Below are 14,702 nucleotides of genomic sequence, written 5' to 3' on the forward strand. Positions count from 1 at the left end.
TTTTCTTTAATATAGAAGGGTATGTATTCTGATCTAAACCCTAGAGATTATATAAAGAGTGGAGTGGACCCTTTGTTTTCCATATGGACTTTAAACCGTGTGCAGCGAAGGATGCTGCTGGTACTGATAGCGGCGGTTCTGGTGATGTCATGTCTGCTGGTGCTGGCCGGTCTTCATGAACGTTCCCCCAGCATCAGCAGCGTGATCGAAGAACGGTATATCCAAAGTGCGGCCATGATCAGCCACCCCGGTGGAGACCTGGAAGAGCATGCCTCCAGCGTCATGCCCGGTGTGCCGCTTATGATTGCCGGACTTACCACTATATTCGGAAGCATGGAGGCTGCCCTGATCGGCTATCAGCTGCTCCAATGCTTCTTTCATGCATTTTCCGTCTACTTGGTGTTTGTGCTGTCCCGCTACATGTTCAATACGAGGATCGCTTTTCTCTCTTGCATGATCTATGCGCTATTCTGGCCGGCTTATGGCGCCGTCCGCCTGATCCTGCCGGATACGACCATGCAAACTTTGATGCTTCTTCTTGTCTGCGCCGTCATCGGAGCGCTTGAATTGAAGCAGGCGGGATGGTACGCGGCTGCCGGCGCGCTTACGGCGCTTATGGCCTGCTACAACCTTCAGGCGCTACTGTATCCTGTATTGTTCATTGCCTTCTGGATCAAATACCGCAGTCCGGTCAAGATCGTAACCGGGGGGATCCTTCTCATTAGCGCGGGATACCTGCTCATCTTGTCTCCATGGTGGCTGAACATCCCTCTGTTCAATAAATTGAGGTATATGTCCGGTCCGTGGAATCTCGCCGCGCTGTGGCTGGAATCCAGATACATCGAGGGCAATCCATTGGTTCATCTGTTCCGAAGCATATTTGCGGGCCGCACCTCCAAATATGCGGCTGCCATCGGAAACGAGGAAGCAAGAAAAATCGTGCAATCCGCATTGGATGCAGTCCGTCTGGTCATGCTGTTTGCCGGGGTCGCCGGCATCATCTGGTCCGTCTGGAAATACCGTCTGAAGCGGCAGCTGCCGGTGCTGCTGACGCTGCTGTATTTCATTGCCGCTGAATGGCTCGTTCCGAGCCTGGACGGCACCGGATTTCCCTATGCGGTCTTCCTGCTGCTCTACGCGGCATTTCTCGCGGACAAAGCGATCATTTACGCGCATAAGACTCGCCTGCTTCGCAAATAAGCATCGCTCCCGAAGCCGGTCCGATCACGGTGGCCGCCTGCGCCTGAAAGCACTTTGATGTTGTGCTTTCAGGCGTTTTTTTCATATTTTTGTAGAACCTTTCAGGTTGGTAAAACGTCTATATTAGTATCGAAGCTTCCATACATTCATGCCAGGAGGAATGACTGCATGAAATTAAACCGTAAATTCATCGCCATCCTTAGCATCGCCATAGCAAGCGTCCTGACGATAAGCACCATCCTGTACTTTACCGATGCTTCCGAACGCTCAAGCGGGAAGTACCGCATGAACGACAGCCTGAACGGTCAGGCGCTGATTCAAGTCGGCGCCACCTACATCACGCGTACACATTTAACCGCCTACAAGGATAACCTCACAAAGAGCGACACCCCCCTACCTGATGACTCCGCGCTCCTTAAAGACATGGCAGCAAAGGAATTGATGCTTCAGCTGGCTGATGAAGAGGGCGTTGCGGCAAGTCTGGAGGATGGGGCTCAGAGGGCAAGGCAGCTTCGGGAAACGCTCGAGAGCCAGCCGCGACAAGTGCAAGAGCAGCACATGCGCATGCTGGATGCGATGGGCATCAGCGAAGATCAGTACTGGGAAGACTACTCCCCGCCGGAATATCGGGACATGCTATCGATCGAACGATTCATGAATAAACTGACAACGGAAATGAAGACAAACCAGCCTGACGTCATAACCAGCACGAAGCAGCTGAAGGAAGATCTGCTGAAAAAGGCTGTCGATGAGCAGAGAATCGTCGTATTGGATCCGGATATTCAATGGAGATAGCGCCAAATTGGTATATAATGGAGTAAAAGTCCATATGTGATCATGGGAGGATATTATGAAAAAACGCTTCTCTTCTGTTCCTGCTTTTGCACTCGGCGCGATCGTCGGCGTGTCGCTGACAGCCGGTACGGCCGTTGGTGCCGCCGTTTATCTGAAGGCATTTCCATCCCAATCCAAAATTGTGGTCAACGGATCGGAAGCCCGGCTGTCGGATTCTCCGGTAGTCATACAAAACAAGCTGTATGTCCCCGTGCGGGACTTCTCGGAAGCGCTTGGATATCGGGTCGGCTCTGTCGGTCCCGAGGGAATCGGAATTATTCCCCAATCCTCGAATGGAGAGGCGATCCCGGTCGGCCCGACTGCGCCTTCCGAGTCCGAAGGAGCGCCTGCTCACGAGCGTCATTTGGTGAAAAACCTCGGCAAGCTGATCGAAGTCAACGGCGAATTGAATATGCAAAAGATTTATATCGTTATCGCTGCCGGTGAAGCGAGGCTGTATTCGCAAGATGAAACCACCGGCAACGGGCTGCTGCATTATTTGATTCTAGACGGCGATTCTTCCCTATACGACCCGTTTGTACAGATGGACGGACAAGCCGGAGAGCTGGATTACAACCTGCCGAATTTCGAAGGTCAGACGCCGCTTCATCTGGCGGTCATCCACAAGAATGACTTCTACATCGACAAGCTGCTGAACCAGCACAAGGCAGATGCCTCCCTTCAAGACGCTTCCGGAAAGACGGCGCTGGACTATGCCGAAAAAGACAGCAAGCAGTATAAATTGCTTACGGCCTACATCAACAAGAACAGCCAGTGATGTCCGAATGCTGCAGAGGCGCGTGAGCCCCACCGTTTACGGCAGACTCCTTCTCTATGCAGCCCTTCATATGCTATCGGAAGCCCGCTCACTTGGCGGGCTTTTGCTTTTGCCTTTGCTTTTGCTTTTGCGATTTACGGGTTAAAGCCCCGTGTCATTTTTTCACAGCCTAGCTGTAACTTTATGCCCTGGTTATACGTGTGTTACATAGAGGGGAGGACATGAAACTGAACAGTCTGGAATCGATTTATCAATATTACGTGAAAGACGTGTATCGTTACTTGTACTCCCTCTCTTACGATCACCATACGGCCGAGGACCTGGTGCAGGAAACCTTTTACCGGGCTTATTTGTATCTCGAGGATTGGAAGGAAGAACGAATCAAGCCGTGGCTGTTTCGGGTTGCCCATAACGCTTACGTGGACTATCAGCGCAAGGCGAGCCGCAGCATCGTCCGGGACGCGGAATTTTTCGATCAGATGATAGACCGGAATACGCCCGAGAACATCCTGCTCCAGCAAGAAGTCCACAGAGAACTCGGACGGATGCTGGCCGATATTCCGGAGAAGCAGCGGCAAGCGGTGCTCCTGGTCGATTTTCATCAATTCACCTACCAGGAGGCGGCGGATATTATGGGCATCACCTTATCCCATATCAAGATCACGTTATTTCGGGCCAGGCAGCGGCTGCGGGACATGAAACGAAAGGACGGGAATTTATGAGCGAAGAATTCAGGCAGCGGCTGAAGGACTATGCGGAGGGCAAGCTGAGTGACGAGGAAAAAAATGAAATCGAACGGGAAATGGAGAAGCTGGAGGAATACCAGGCTTACGTGAACGAGATCATGGATAACGAGCGTTCGAGCGATTCCGGCACCCCGCATGCCGCTGACGGTCAGACCGGCCTCTCGCCCAAGAAAGAAAAGCGAATCGTTCGCCGGGGCAAATGGCGGGCCCGAATCTCCAATACGTTGACGGTGATATCGGCGTTTCTGGCGATATTCGTCATCAGCTCGATCATTACGGCGCTGTTTTATGGGGTCGGCGATCCCAGCCGCAACGATAAATATCGGGATGCCATCGCCTCCGCCATCTCGATCTCGAAGCCTAATATCGACGTACGTTTAAATAGCCAGGTCAGAGCCTTCTTCCGGCAGGAAATGTACGGAGATATAGACAAACAGGTAGGGAGCGAACGCGTGACCGTCGGCGAATACACCGTCAACTTCCTGTTCGGGCTGCCGTCCGTCGATGTGGATTGGAATAATGGCAGCTCGGGTTCATCGCAGATTTTCTACCGGCCGGATAGCTCTGCGGAGACTTCTTCCGCGAATCAAGAAGAACCCAACGAACAGTCAAATGAGCAGAACGCTAGCACCTCCTCTGCAAAGAGCGGCGATTGGTCCAGGCTTGAAAAGCTTCCCGAAGGCACCGTGGCCGAGGCTTATGTATCGTTTAACCGTTTCTTCACGACCGACGAGCTGCTGAAACAATTCGAAGACCGGAATGTGGAGGCCGTCTGGTTTGCCGTCGATACCGGGCCGGATGACCGATTTAGCGGCGGAGACGGCGTAATCTCCCATCCTGTCGGCTTTCCTTCTTATCCCGTCTGGCATCATGACGATTATACGGTGACCTCTTATCAGGAGCAAAAAACGGGATGGTTTAGCAAAACCACATTTAGCGGCGGACATTACCCTTCTGTAGACACCTACGGGGACGGGGAGCTGCGGAATGAGCACTTCATCAAATCGCTGCGGCTTCTGCAGGAGTATGACCTGATTGCCGAACGGGTGGCTCCTTTTATTGACGTGGACGCTTCTTTAGCTTACGTGGAACAGAACGGCGTTCGCCTCTATGGCGCCGTCATTACCGGCCCTGTCAAAGAGCTGCTGACCTTGCGCGAGGTATCCTGGGTCCACGATCTGCGGGTCGGGGAAGTGCGGCTGTGGAATTGGATCGAGTGATGGCCTTATGGCGAGTGCCATATACTGCAACTGGCTGACGAACATGAAATGAGGGCCGACGGCCCTCCAAGCATGCCCCGGCCACGCTCCGTGCGTAAAGGGATCGATGCGCACGATATGCAACATGACATAGGGCAGCAGAATATCCCGGACTTCTTCCTTCATGGCAAGTCCGGGATTTTTCGTTAGTCATATAAAAGATTCAGGTCATGAATGATCCCTGCTGCCTGCGCTTGCCTCGTGGGACCATAACTCCATTTGCTGCTTCTTCTCCCGCTCCTCCCGGATTCGCCGGTCCCTCTCCATCGCGTCAGCAATATAATCGCGCGGCTTCAGCTTGCTGTTGATGTTCAGCAAAATGCCGATCATGGTGAGCTGCAGCAAAGCAATAACAACCAGCATGACATCCCTCCTTCTACATGGATTATGGATACTCTTGAACATTCCTACTTAATATAACACCTTCTCCCTCTATCAAGTTGGGAGTGAAGCTTATGGTCATAACCCTCATGAACGATGATTCATGCCATGAATCATAAGAGCTTCGCCCATGCGCTTACCCTTATTCTGCACTTTGCCAGACTTCCGAGAATCCGTTAAACTGGTAAGACGATAAACGAAATACGAAATGATTGGTGAATTTCATGACATCCATACCCTTTTATAAACGCCCGTACGGCGGTGAGCGTCAGGATATTCCGTTTGCGAAGCTGGCTTCCTTCGAGAACAGCCGGGACCTGATCCGCGATGACGCGCCGGATGCGGCTTTTTTTCGCGGCTTGGAATCCCAGGGACTGCTGCTGAACCGCGCCCAGATCCAAGCCGTACGACATACGCAAGGACCGCTGCTTACGCTTGCCGGCGCAGGCTCCGGCAAAACCTCCGTGCTGGTCAGCCGGACAGGCTACCTCATTGCCGCCAAGAGCGTCGACCCGTCTTCCATCCTGCTTGTCACCTTCTCCTCCAAGGCGGCGACCGAGATGAAGGAGCGCATCATGGCGCTTCCCGGCTTGAGGTCCAGCGAAACCGCCAAGGTAACGGCCAGAACCTTCCATTCCTTCTTCCTGTACTTGCTGCGAACCCGCGGCTATAAGCAGGAAATCCTGAGCAACGCCAGGCATCAGCAATTTATCATGAAGCGCATCCTGCGGGACATGGGCTTGCAGGATAGCTACGAAGCCGAGACGCTGCTATCGCTGTGGTCCGCCCACCGGATGAGTATGACCGGACTTGACGAGATGCCTGTCAAAACGCCTGCCGAGGTTGAACAGCGGCAGATTTTTGCCCGGTATGAAGCATGGAAGGAAGAGCATGGCCAGATGGATTTCGACGACATTCTGGTCTTGTCCTATCGTCTGCTGTCCCATGATTCCGGACTGCTCGCCTCCCTTCAGAGGCGGTACCGTTATGTCATGGTCGACGAGTTCCAGGATACGGGACTGTTGCCTTATGAGCTGCTCAAAAAAATCGTCGCCCCGCACCGCAATTTAATGGTTGTGGGTGACGATGACCAGACCATATACGGCTTCAACGGGGCGCGCAACGAATTCATCCTGGAATTCGACCAGACGTTTCCCGGGGCCAAGGTCGTGACGCTCGATATCAATTACCGCTCCCTCTCCTCGATCGTCGGGCTGGGGAACGAAATTATCCGCGTCAATGAACGGCGGCGCCCCAAGCAGCTGCGGTCGACCCGCAAGAGCAGCAGCGTGCCGCTCTACCTTCGACCCGGCGATCCCGATCAAGAAGCGGAGCTGCTGCTGACCCATATCACCGAGCAGGTCCGGGAGCACGGGAAGCAGTACCGCGACCATGCCATTCTCTATCGCACCGCAAACAACAGCCGGGCGATCTTCGAGCAGCTCGTGATGCGGGAAATTCCGTTCATTCATTATGAGAACGGGGATCTGTTCTACGAGCAGTGGATCGTCAAGCCGCTCATGGATCATCTGCGGCTGTCGCTGGACCGGCGCAATTTTACGGCGATGGAGGGCATGCTTCATACGCTGTACATCAACCGCGACAAGGGCATGGCTTTCATCCGGCAGCAGGATGCTCCGCGGCCCAAGAAAGGGCCTCTATCGCACCTCCTCTCCTTCCCCGGGCTGAAGGATTTCCAGATCGAGAATATAAGGGAACGCTCGAAGCTCATCAAGAGCCTGAAGGCGATGGAGCCCCTTCAGGCCGTGCAGGAAATGAGGCGGCAATTCTACGACAAATTCCTGGAGGCCGACGAGCGGCAGGAGATTACCCTCCATAAGGAATTCATTCAAGAGGGGCTGGATGAACTGGAGGCTTCCGCGAAGCGCTTTGGCGATATCGCTGAATTCGTCGGATTTGTCGACCGGCTGATCATCATCCATAAGGAAATGGCGGCCATGAAAAGGGACGAGCATGCCGATGCCGTCCGCTTAATGACCATCCATAAATCCAAGGGGCTGGAATTTCCCTCCGTGTGCCTGATCGGAGCGAGCGAAGGCATTCTGCCGCATACGTCCGCTCTGGACGCCGAGCGCAGGGACGATCAGCGCCCGCTGTCGGACAAAGAGGATAAGGCCTTGGATGCGCTGGAAGAGGAACGCAGATTGGCTTATGTTGCCATCACCCGAGCACGGGATGAACTGGTGATCAGTTCCCCGGGCTTTTATCGCGGACGGAAAGCGGAGGTTTCCCGCTTCTTCCGGGACGTGTTCCTCACGGATGAACAGAGCAAACAGGGCAACAGCATACCGAACAAAGGCGCAGGGTCAACGGCCCGCGCAGCCTTTACGGCGCAACGTACGATCCGCATAGAAACCTCGGCCAAGCCTTCATCGCCTTCCTCTTCTGCCGGGCGAAGGTTCGGGAGCGCCGCTAACCAGACGAGCCAACGTTTCGGTTCAGTTTCACGGACAGGGTCGAGTCCTACTCCCGAGCCGCAGTCTCCGTCTGCTCCCGCTGCGACGGAGATCGTCGACGTATGGCTGTGCACCAGCCCTAATTGCAAGGGCTGGCAGCGAGTCAACGCACGTATCCCTGCTAACAGGAGGGATCGGGAAAGCAAGGCTTGTCCATTATGCCAGGCACCTATGAAACAGGGTCGTAAAGAAGTTCCTGTGCATCACAGGCGCTAGGGGCAATTCTCAGACTAAAAAACTCGATTTACAAAGCTGTTAGGTGAAACATAGCGGTTTCTGGAATCATGAATACAACGAGTATCGCAGCTTTACCATGCTGTGCGCAGCATGATACCCGCCTGAATGAATTGTCGTGCCGCAAGCGCACGTCGATGTCCCCGAACCCGAAGCCTGTTATCACGGGCCTCGGGTTTTTGGCATCCCAAGACGGCATAACGATAGAAGGCTATACATTACATGACGGATCGGCTCAGCCAGGATCCCGGTTTTATTTCCCCGATGCCGCAAATATATATGGAAGCGTATACAGAATGCGTTACAATGGACATAAGAAATCATCTTATCTCATGCTTCGAATACATACCGAGGAGGAATGCCGTCATGATTAAAGGAATTGCCCATCTGGCGTTCGATGTTGCCGATATGGAGAAATCCCTTCATTTTTACTGTAATGTGCTTGGTTTTACCCGTGCTTTTGATATTCCCAATGACCAGGGCGAACCGTGGATCGAGTATATTAAGGTACGTGATGGACAGTTTATCGAGCTGTTTTACGGCGGACAAAACAATCCGGCCCATGTAGAGCGGCCCGTCGGATTCTCCCATCTCTGCCTTGAGGTGGAAGACATCGAGCGCATCGCGGAGCATCTTCGCAAGCAGGGCGTGAAGCTGGACGTCCAGCCGGTTCAAGGAAAAGACTTCAACTGGCAGTGCTGGGCCAGGGACCCGGACGGCAACCGGATCGAATTCATGCAGCTGGATCCGAAATCGCCCCAGATGAACTGTTAGACGCTACCATCGCCAGCCGAATCTCTGTCATGCCTTACCCGAGCCCCTGTGGAAACAAGCATCCGCTTGATCGCCGTTTCATTATCCTGTGCGCCGTATCACACGAAACATGCAGAGCTGAAAAATATCCGAACCACGCAGCCGCTTCCCGAAACGAATCTGCCGACAAGGGTCTTGATTGCAACGACATTCCGGCGGCTGTCGCCCAATAATCTCAAGGTCATCCCGTATACAGGGTTGACCTTGTTTTTTCTTGTGCAAAATGTAGAGACAGGCCTTACATTCAACATCTTGCCAACTTCTGTTAATCCGGCTACAATATAACCACCGAATTATTCAAATTTGAATAATATGTACATAGTTGAATAAGGAAAAGGAGTATCCTTAACATGAATGCACAACAAAGCAACATCAAATTGGTCGTGGCTGGTCTGCTGCTCGGCATCTTCATGGCCGCCATCGATAACACGATTGTAGCGACCGCGTTATCGACGATCATCCGCGATCTTCAGGGCTTCGACCAAGTCGTCTGGGTAACCTCGATCTACATGGTTGCCGTTATGGCCGGCACGCCGATATTCGGAAAGCTGTCCGATATGTACGGACGGAAGCGGTTCTTTATATTCGGACTGGTTGTCTTCCTGATTGGTTCCGCCCTCTGCGGGATGGCGAACAATATGACAGAGCTTATTATTTACCGGGCGATTCAAGGAATCGGCGGCGGTGCTCTTATGCCGATTGCGTTTACCATCGTGTTTGACCTGTTCCCGCCGGAGAAGCGCGGTAAAATGACAGGTCTGCTCGGCGCCGTATTCGGCACCTCCAGCATCATGGGACCGCTGCTGGGTGCTTTTATCACCGACAGCATCGGCTGGGAATGGATATTCTATGTCAACGTTCCGATCGGGATCATATCCTTTATCTTCATCATGACTTCCTACAAGGAGTCCCGTTCCCATGCCAAGCAAAAGATCGATTGGACGGGGGCTGCAACGCTTGTAGGCGCGATCATCTGTCTGATGTTCGGTCTGGAGCTGGGCGGGCAAACCTATGCTTGGGATTCTCCGCAAATTCTGGGCTTGTTCGGGGGATTCATTGCTTTGTTTATCGTGTTTCTGTTCGCAGAGACCCGAGCAGCCGAACCCATTATTTCATTCCAAATGTTCCGTAAACGCCTGTTTGCTTCAAGCAATATCGTTGCCTTGTTCTATGGAGCAACGTTTATCGTGGCAACCATCTATATCCCGATCTTTGTGAGCGGAGTGTACGGTGGATCGGCAACCAATTCGGGCCTCATTCTGATGCCGATGATGCTCGGCAGCGTATTCGGGAGCCAAGGCGGCGGTATGCTGACGACCCGGACTTCGTTTAGAAACATCATGATCCTGTCCGTCTTGTGCTTTATCACAGGCATTTTCTGCCTGAGCACGATAAGCCCGGACACGCCGCGCTACCTGTTAACGCTCTTCATGGTCCTGACCGGCTTTGGCGTCGGGTTCTCGTTCTCCACGCTCAGCATGGCCTCCATCCATAACTTTGATGCCAGACAGCGCGGCGCGGCAACATCGACGAACTCCTTCCTTCGCTCCTTCGGCATGACGGTGGGGATTACAATCTTCGGGATCATCCAGCGCAACGGCCTGAACAACCGGCTCGCGGAAGCCGGAGGAAACGCGCCGGCCGGTGCCGAGTTAAATGCGGACGCCGTCCTTTCACCTGAAGTGATGGGGCAGCTCCCACCGAACGTGCGCGAACAGATCACGGCTTCATTGGCTGATTCCATCGCGAACACGTTCATGTGGGCGCTTGTGCCGGCGGTGCTGGCGCTTGTGTTCGTCCTTATGATGGGCAACGAACGGGTGACCGTTCCCGCCAAGGCTAAGGGAGCCTGACGGCATGTCCATGAAGCTGGCCATCCTGGGCTTGCTGCTGGAAGGAGACCATCATCCGTACGAGATCCGGACCAAGATGAAGGATCGGGGCATGGATCAATATACCAAGCTCCAGATGGGCTCCCTCTATTACGCGGTAGACCGGCTCGCCGAGAAAGGATTCATCGAGGCCGTGGAAACCATCCAAAGCGACAGCCGTCCGGATAAAACCATCTACAGGATCACGGAATCCGGACGCAAGCTTTTTGAACAGCTGCTGCTCAAGAAATTCAGGGACATCGAGCCCGTGCACCACCCGCTGTATATGGCGCTGCCCTTCTCTCGCCACGCAGACCCCGCCGTTCTGGCCCCCATCCTGCAGACCCGGATCCGGGAAGCCGAACACCGGGTGAACCAGGCGCACCAACTATACGTGGAGCACCAGCATATCGTCCCCCGCAGCACGCAGCACCTGATGATCGGGATGTATGAGCACGCCAAGACCGACCTGAACTGGCTAAGAAGGCTGCACGAGGACCTGGTGCAAGGGAAGCTCGGCACGATGGGCGAGCCGTTGTTTCCTGAGGACGACCAGGAAAGACGATAATGCCAAGGGGGCTTTCCACCTGCTATTGAATACGCAAAAAAAAGCGAGCACTTCCCTCACTCAGGGCTGGTGCTCGCTTTTTTATATGAAAACGACATTTAGAACAGGAACTCATCCGGGTTGGAGCCGAAACGTTTGTTTTGGTTCAAGCCGTCAATGGCCGCCATATCTTCTGCGGAAAGCTCGAAATCGAAGATGCCGGCGTTTTCACGGATCCGATGATCTTTAATCGATTTCGGAATGACGATGACGCCGTTCTGAATGTCCCACCGCAGAATGACTTGCGCCGTGGTTTTTCCGTATTTCTCCGCGATCTGCGCCAGCGCCGGTTGATCGAGGTTGCCCTGCATCAACGGGCTCCAAGCTTCCAGAACGATATGATTCTCGCGTGCATAGCCCAGCAGCTCCTTCTGGGAAAGCAGCGGATGCAATTCCACTTGGTTGACGACAGGCACCACGCCGGTATCCTCAATGATATGCTGCAGGTGACGGATTTGGAAATTGCTGACGCCGATGGAACGAACGAGGCCTTCTTTTTGCAGATGAATCAATGCCTTCCACGTCTCGAGGTATTTATCTTTACCCGGCCAGTGCACGAGATATAAATCAACGATATCCAGCCCCAGCTTCTTGCGGCTCGTCTCAAAAGCTTGCAGCGTCTTCTCATAACCCTGGTCATCGTTCCATACCTTGGTGGTGATGAACAGCTCGTCCCGCGAAACTCCGGATTCGCGAATGGCTTGCCCTACGCCCTCTTCATTGCCGTAGATGGCAGCGGTATCGATGCTGCGGTACCCTGCAGCGATTGCTGATTTTACGGACTGAATAACCTCTTCGCCTTCTTTGGTCTTCCATACGCCAAGGCCCAGCCACGGCATTTTTACGCCGTCATTCAAAGTAGGTCCATCGGTAAAAGTTTGATTGGCCATTCTGAAATCCCTCCTGTATATGTAATGCAGCGGTTATTGGGCCGCTTTCTCCAGTATATCAAAATCCCAGTATCCCGCTCAACGTTACAGCCCTTGCGAGGGCTGCGGACATTTTTTAACTGCATTTAAACGGGGTTTAAACTTCGTCGGATACAATGGGAACAGATACAGGAAAAACAGGCTTTGCGGCCGTTTATCAGGAGGAATATGACCCCATGGAAAAAGCCATGCTTATCGTTGCCTTAATCGCACTTGCCATCACATTCGTTCTCTTCGTCGGAAATATCGTGAATAACGGACTGTCCGCCGCCTTCAAACTGAACAGCCGCGCCAAGAGGCTTGCCGTCGTACTGATCATCGTCTACGCCGTTTCGATCAGCGGATTCGCGCTTCTCCACCATAGCTGAACCCATCATTCATCGCCAAAAAGGGCCGTCCTATGAGCAGCATGCTGCTGTAGGCTCGGCCCTTTATTAATCGTTACGGCATATGCATGTAACCTATCGTTTTAATCCTTGCGTCTAAAAATACCGAAGGTCAGCAGCCCGCATGCCGCCAGAAACAGATACGGCCCAGCGGCCGCCCCTCTGATCGTCTCTCCAAAAAAATCAATGGTCTTGGACGACACGTACATCATGGTCAGGAAAATAGCGACCAGCGCTAAAGCGTAGGCAATCAGCTTGTTCATCTTCTTCTCGCGAACCACTTTCAAAAACGGATAGATGAAACATACGATGAACAACACGCCGCCCTGCATAAAGCCGTTCTCCGCAGCCACGCCGATATCCAGCCATTTAAAAAAGAAAGAGGCTATCGCCAAACAGGTGGCGATAAAAATAAATTTGCTCCCCAGATCCCACTGTTTAAACCGAAATTTCATCCATGTACACTCCCCTAGTGTCAATCCCCCGGATGCCCAGCACCCTTCGATAAACTTAGGGTCCATTATACCGGATTTTTGCGGCCGGGGATAGATCAACTACAGGTCTGCAGCACTATTCAGCCATACCGTCTTGTTCGCGGCCGGTTGACGTTTCCCCTGCTTCGGCTCCATGTCCGGATATCCGATGTACAGGAAACCCAGCATTTTATCGTCAGGCTTCAATCCGAACGCTTGGTTCATCAACGCGTGGAAACACGGCTCGCCGGTTCTCCACACAGCGCCAAGACCCAGCTCATGAATTTGCAGCAGCATGTTCTGGATGCCGGCGAATACCGCTCCGTACTCTTCCAGCTCAATCACCTTCGGATCCGTCGACGGCTCAACCGCCACACCGATGACGACCGGAGCGCGGTACGCCTTCGTACGTCCCGATTCGCGCGCTGCGCTCACGGCCTCTTCGCTCGTATCGTCGCCGCCGGCCACCTGAATATCCCCCAGGGCATTGCCGAGTACGTCGCGGCCTTCCCCTTGCATGACAAAGAATTTCCACGGCTCCGTCAGCTTGTGGTTCGGCGCCCAGGTTCCTGCTTCGACGATCTGTTCGATCAACTCCTGCGGTACGGCGTCAGGCTTGACCTTGCCAAGGCTGCGGCGCGTGCGGATAGCTTCACTTACGTTCATATCTGATTTCCTCCCGAGCTATATATAGTTGGTCTTATTTGCATACTCCTAATTGAGAGTCTATCTCAATTATAACAAAAAGAGAAGGGGACACCTATCGAGATTCTCGGGTACGGTTCATGTCATAAATTGACCAGTTGAAGAATAACAAGCTCTTCTCTGTCTCCAAATCCTCGATTACAGCCCAAAATTATTGTAAATCCTCCTCTGTTTTACTAGCATTTGGATCGAAACGTTCACATCCTTCCCCTCTATTTTATCTAGATTTCCATGCCATTATCTGGGATAATGAGATTTAACTCACAAGAAGATTAGGAGGATGATTCATGACTGATAAGCGACTTATAACGCCCGAGGATTTGTACCGGATGCACTGGGTGAATGACCCTGTCGTATCCCCCGCAAGCGGGGCCATAGCCTATGTACATAAGTCCGTCAGCGAAAAGCACGACGGTTACCGTTCCCATATCCGCCTGCTTCCCGCAGGCGGCGATCAGGATATTCCCTTCACTTCCGGCGAAGCCGATGCAGCACCCGCTTGGTCCCCCGACGGGTCTGAGCTTGCCTTCTTGCGCAAAAAGGGCGATAAGCCACAGGTATGGATCATGCCTGCCAACGGAGGGGAAGCCCGCCCCGCTACCGACCTGAAGCACGGCGTCAGCGCATTTAAATGGTCGCCCGACAGCTCGCGTCTGCTGGTTCGGAGCGAAGCCGAAGCGGCTGAATCTACCGAAAGCGAAGAGAAAGACAAGGACGACAAGCACAAGCTGCCGGAAGAAAAAATCATTAACCGCATTAAATATAAAGCCGATGGCCCCGGATTATGGAATGAACGCCGACATCATCTATATATCGTGAATCCGGCTACGGAAGAATGCAAACCAATCACCGAAGGAGATTTTGACGTATATGCCTTTGCCTGGTCACCCGACGGCGGCAGCATCGCTTACAGCAGCACCCTCGCCACGGAGCATTTCACGAACCCGGATCTTCGCTTGACGAACGATGTGTTTGTCATGGACCTGTCCAGCGGATCGGTAACCGAAAT

The 14,702-nt window shown here is 53.2% G+C and carries 15 protein-coding genes; 11 read left to right on the plus strand and 4 right to left on the minus strand.

The window, feature by feature from the left end; translation table 11 throughout:
* Positions 1-63: 63 nt before the first annotated feature.
* The 5 genes from HMPREF9412_RS22850 to HMPREF9412_RS22870 all read left to right on the plus strand — a co-directional run bounded on the left by HMPREF9412_RS22850 (position 64) and on the right by HMPREF9412_RS22870 (position 4,778).
* On the plus strand, positions 64-1,200 hold the full coding sequence (locus HMPREF9412_RS22850) for an ArnT family glycosyltransferase (protein WP_254664101.1): 1,137 nt from the start codon (positions 64-66) through the stop codon (positions 1,198-1,200).
* 168 nt (positions 1,201-1,368) lie between these two features.
* Positions 1,369-1,995 carry a hypothetical protein gene (locus tag HMPREF9412_RS22855; RefSeq protein ID WP_009594163.1) on the plus strand — a complete coding sequence of 209 codons (627 nt, stop codon included), beginning with the start codon at positions 1,369-1,371 and terminating at the stop codon, positions 1,993-1,995.
* Between the two features lie 55 nt (positions 1,996-2,050).
* On the plus strand, positions 2,051-2,812 hold the full coding sequence (locus tag HMPREF9412_RS22860) for a stalk domain-containing protein (RefSeq protein WP_009594151.1): 762 nt from the start codon (positions 2,051-2,053) through the stop codon (positions 2,810-2,812).
* 221 nt (positions 2,813-3,033) lie between these two features.
* The gene (locus tag HMPREF9412_RS22865) at positions 3,034-3,534 is read left to right on the plus strand and encodes a sigma-70 family RNA polymerase sigma factor (protein WP_009594157.1); all 501 of its coding nucleotides are present in this window, start codon (positions 3,034-3,036) and stop codon (positions 3,532-3,534) included.
* A complete protein-coding gene (locus HMPREF9412_RS22870; protein ID WP_009594167.1) occupies positions 3,531-4,778 on the plus strand; it encodes an anti-sigma factor in 1,248 nt (415 codons plus the stop codon). Before HMPREF9412_RS22865 ends, HMPREF9412_RS22870 begins: the two co-directional genes overlap by 4 nt.
* A gap of 207 nt (positions 4,779-4,985) precedes the next feature.
* On the opposite strand, the gene HMPREF9412_RS22875 is transcribed toward HMPREF9412_RS22870, so the two are convergent.
* Complete coding sequence (locus HMPREF9412_RS22875; protein WP_009594165.1) at positions 4,986-5,180, minus strand: hypothetical protein; 195 nt, start codon at positions 5,178-5,180, stop codon at positions 4,986-4,988.
* Positions 5,181-5,422: 242 nt separating this feature from the next.
* On the opposite strand from HMPREF9412_RS22875, the gene HMPREF9412_RS22880 reads away from it, so the two are divergent.
* The 4 genes from HMPREF9412_RS22880 to HMPREF9412_RS22895 all read left to right on the plus strand — a co-directional run bounded on the left by HMPREF9412_RS22880 (position 5,423) and on the right by HMPREF9412_RS22895 (position 11,161).
* A complete protein-coding gene (locus HMPREF9412_RS22880) occupies positions 5,423-7,891 on the plus strand; it encodes a UvrD-helicase domain-containing protein (RefSeq protein ID WP_009594175.1) in 2,469 nt (822 codons plus the stop codon).
* A 384-nt stretch (positions 7,892-8,275) separates the two neighbouring features.
* On the plus strand, positions 8,276-8,683 hold the full coding sequence (locus HMPREF9412_RS22885; RefSeq protein WP_009594168.1) for a VOC family protein: 408 nt from the start codon (positions 8,276-8,278) through the stop codon (positions 8,681-8,683).
* A gap of 389 nt (positions 8,684-9,072) precedes the next feature.
* Entirely contained in the window at positions 9,073-10,575 is a 1,503-nt protein-coding gene (locus tag HMPREF9412_RS22890; RefSeq protein WP_009594142.1) for an MDR family MFS transporter, read from the plus strand.
* A gap of 4 nt (positions 10,576-10,579) precedes the next feature.
* Complete coding sequence (locus tag HMPREF9412_RS22895) at positions 10,580-11,161, plus strand: PadR family transcriptional regulator (RefSeq protein ID WP_009594174.1); 582 nt, start codon at positions 10,580-10,582, stop codon at positions 11,159-11,161.
* Between the two features lie 98 nt (positions 11,162-11,259).
* Here the strand turns inward: HMPREF9412_RS22895 and HMPREF9412_RS22900 are convergent, their stop codons facing one another.
* Entirely contained in the window at positions 11,260-12,090 is an 831-nt protein-coding gene (locus HMPREF9412_RS22900; protein ID WP_009594154.1) for an aldo/keto reductase, read from the minus strand.
* A gap of 215 nt (positions 12,091-12,305) precedes the next feature.
* On the opposite strand from HMPREF9412_RS22900, the gene HMPREF9412_RS22905 reads away from it, so the two are divergent.
* Positions 12,306-12,497 (plus strand): hypothetical protein, encoded by a 192-nt coding sequence (locus tag HMPREF9412_RS22905; RefSeq protein ID WP_036673189.1) that lies wholly within the window; start codon positions 12,306-12,308, stop codon positions 12,495-12,497.
* A 101-nt stretch (positions 12,498-12,598) separates the two neighbouring features.
* Here the strand turns inward: HMPREF9412_RS22905 and HMPREF9412_RS22910 are convergent, their stop codons facing one another.
* Both HMPREF9412_RS22910 and HMPREF9412_RS22915 read right to left on the minus strand, forming a co-directional pair.
* Positions 12,599-12,970 (minus strand): hypothetical protein, encoded by a 372-nt coding sequence (locus HMPREF9412_RS22910; RefSeq protein WP_009594162.1) that lies wholly within the window; start codon positions 12,968-12,970, stop codon positions 12,599-12,601.
* Positions 12,971-13,069: 99 nt separating this feature from the next.
* Positions 13,070-13,654 (minus strand): nitroreductase family protein, encoded by a 585-nt coding sequence (locus tag HMPREF9412_RS22915; protein WP_009594147.1) that lies wholly within the window; start codon positions 13,652-13,654, stop codon positions 13,070-13,072.
* A gap of 326 nt (positions 13,655-13,980) precedes the next feature.
* Here HMPREF9412_RS22915 and HMPREF9412_RS22920 point away from each other — a divergent pair.
* On the plus strand, positions 13,981-14,702 hold a 722-nt coding region (locus HMPREF9412_RS22920; RefSeq protein ID WP_009594156.1), incomplete at its 3' end, for a TolB family protein.

Origin of the sequence: Paenibacillus sp. HGF5 (genome assembly GCF_000204455.1) — a bacterium.
Classification (GTDB): Bacteria; Bacillota; Bacilli; order Paenibacillales; family Paenibacillaceae; genus Paenibacillus_AQ; species Paenibacillus_AQ lautus_A.

What these genes read in the sequence shown, in the direction of transcription:
- HMPREF9412_RS22855 (WP_009594163.1), top strand. Translation starts at nt 1,369, where the DNA reads ATGAAATTAAACCGTAAATTCATCGCCATCCTTAGCATCGCCATAGCA.
- HMPREF9412_RS22860 (WP_009594151.1), top strand. Translation starts at nt 2,051, where the DNA reads ATGAAAAAACGCTTCTCTTCTGTTCCTGCTTTTGCACTCGGCGCGATC.
- HMPREF9412_RS22865 (WP_009594157.1), top strand. Translation starts at nt 3,034, where the DNA reads ATGAAACTGAACAGTCTGGAATCGATTTATCAATATTACGTGAAAGAC.
- HMPREF9412_RS22870 (WP_009594167.1), top strand. Translation starts at nt 3,531, where the DNA reads ATGAGCGAAGAATTCAGGCAGCGGCTGAAGGACTATGCGGAGGGCAAG.
- HMPREF9412_RS22875 (WP_009594165.1), bottom strand. Translation starts at nt 5,180, where the DNA reads ATGCTGGTTGTTATTGCTTTGCTGCAGCTCACCATGATCGGCATTTTG.
- HMPREF9412_RS22880 (WP_009594175.1), top strand. Translation starts at nt 5,423, where the DNA reads ATGACATCCATACCCTTTTATAAACGCCCGTACGGCGGTGAGCGTCAG.
- HMPREF9412_RS22885 (WP_009594168.1), top strand. Translation starts at nt 8,276, where the DNA reads ATGATTAAAGGAATTGCCCATCTGGCGTTCGATGTTGCCGATATGGAG.
- HMPREF9412_RS22890 (WP_009594142.1), top strand. Translation starts at nt 9,073, where the DNA reads ATGAATGCACAACAAAGCAACATCAAATTGGTCGTGGCTGGTCTGCTG.
- HMPREF9412_RS22895 (WP_009594174.1), top strand. Translation starts at nt 10,580, where the DNA reads ATGTCCATGAAGCTGGCCATCCTGGGCTTGCTGCTGGAAGGAGACCAT.
- HMPREF9412_RS22900 (WP_009594154.1), bottom strand. Translation starts at nt 12,090, where the DNA reads ATGGCCAATCAAACTTTTACCGATGGACCTACTTTGAATGACGGCGTA.
- HMPREF9412_RS22905 (WP_036673189.1), top strand. Translation starts at nt 12,306, where the DNA reads ATGGAAAAAGCCATGCTTATCGTTGCCTTAATCGCACTTGCCATCACA.
- HMPREF9412_RS22910 (WP_009594162.1), bottom strand. Translation starts at nt 12,970, where the DNA reads ATGAAATTTCGGTTTAAACAGTGGGATCTGGGGAGCAAATTTATTTTT.
- HMPREF9412_RS22915 (WP_009594147.1), bottom strand. Translation starts at nt 13,654, where the DNA reads ATGAACGTAAGTGAAGCTATCCGCACGCGCCGCAGCCTTGGCAAGGTC.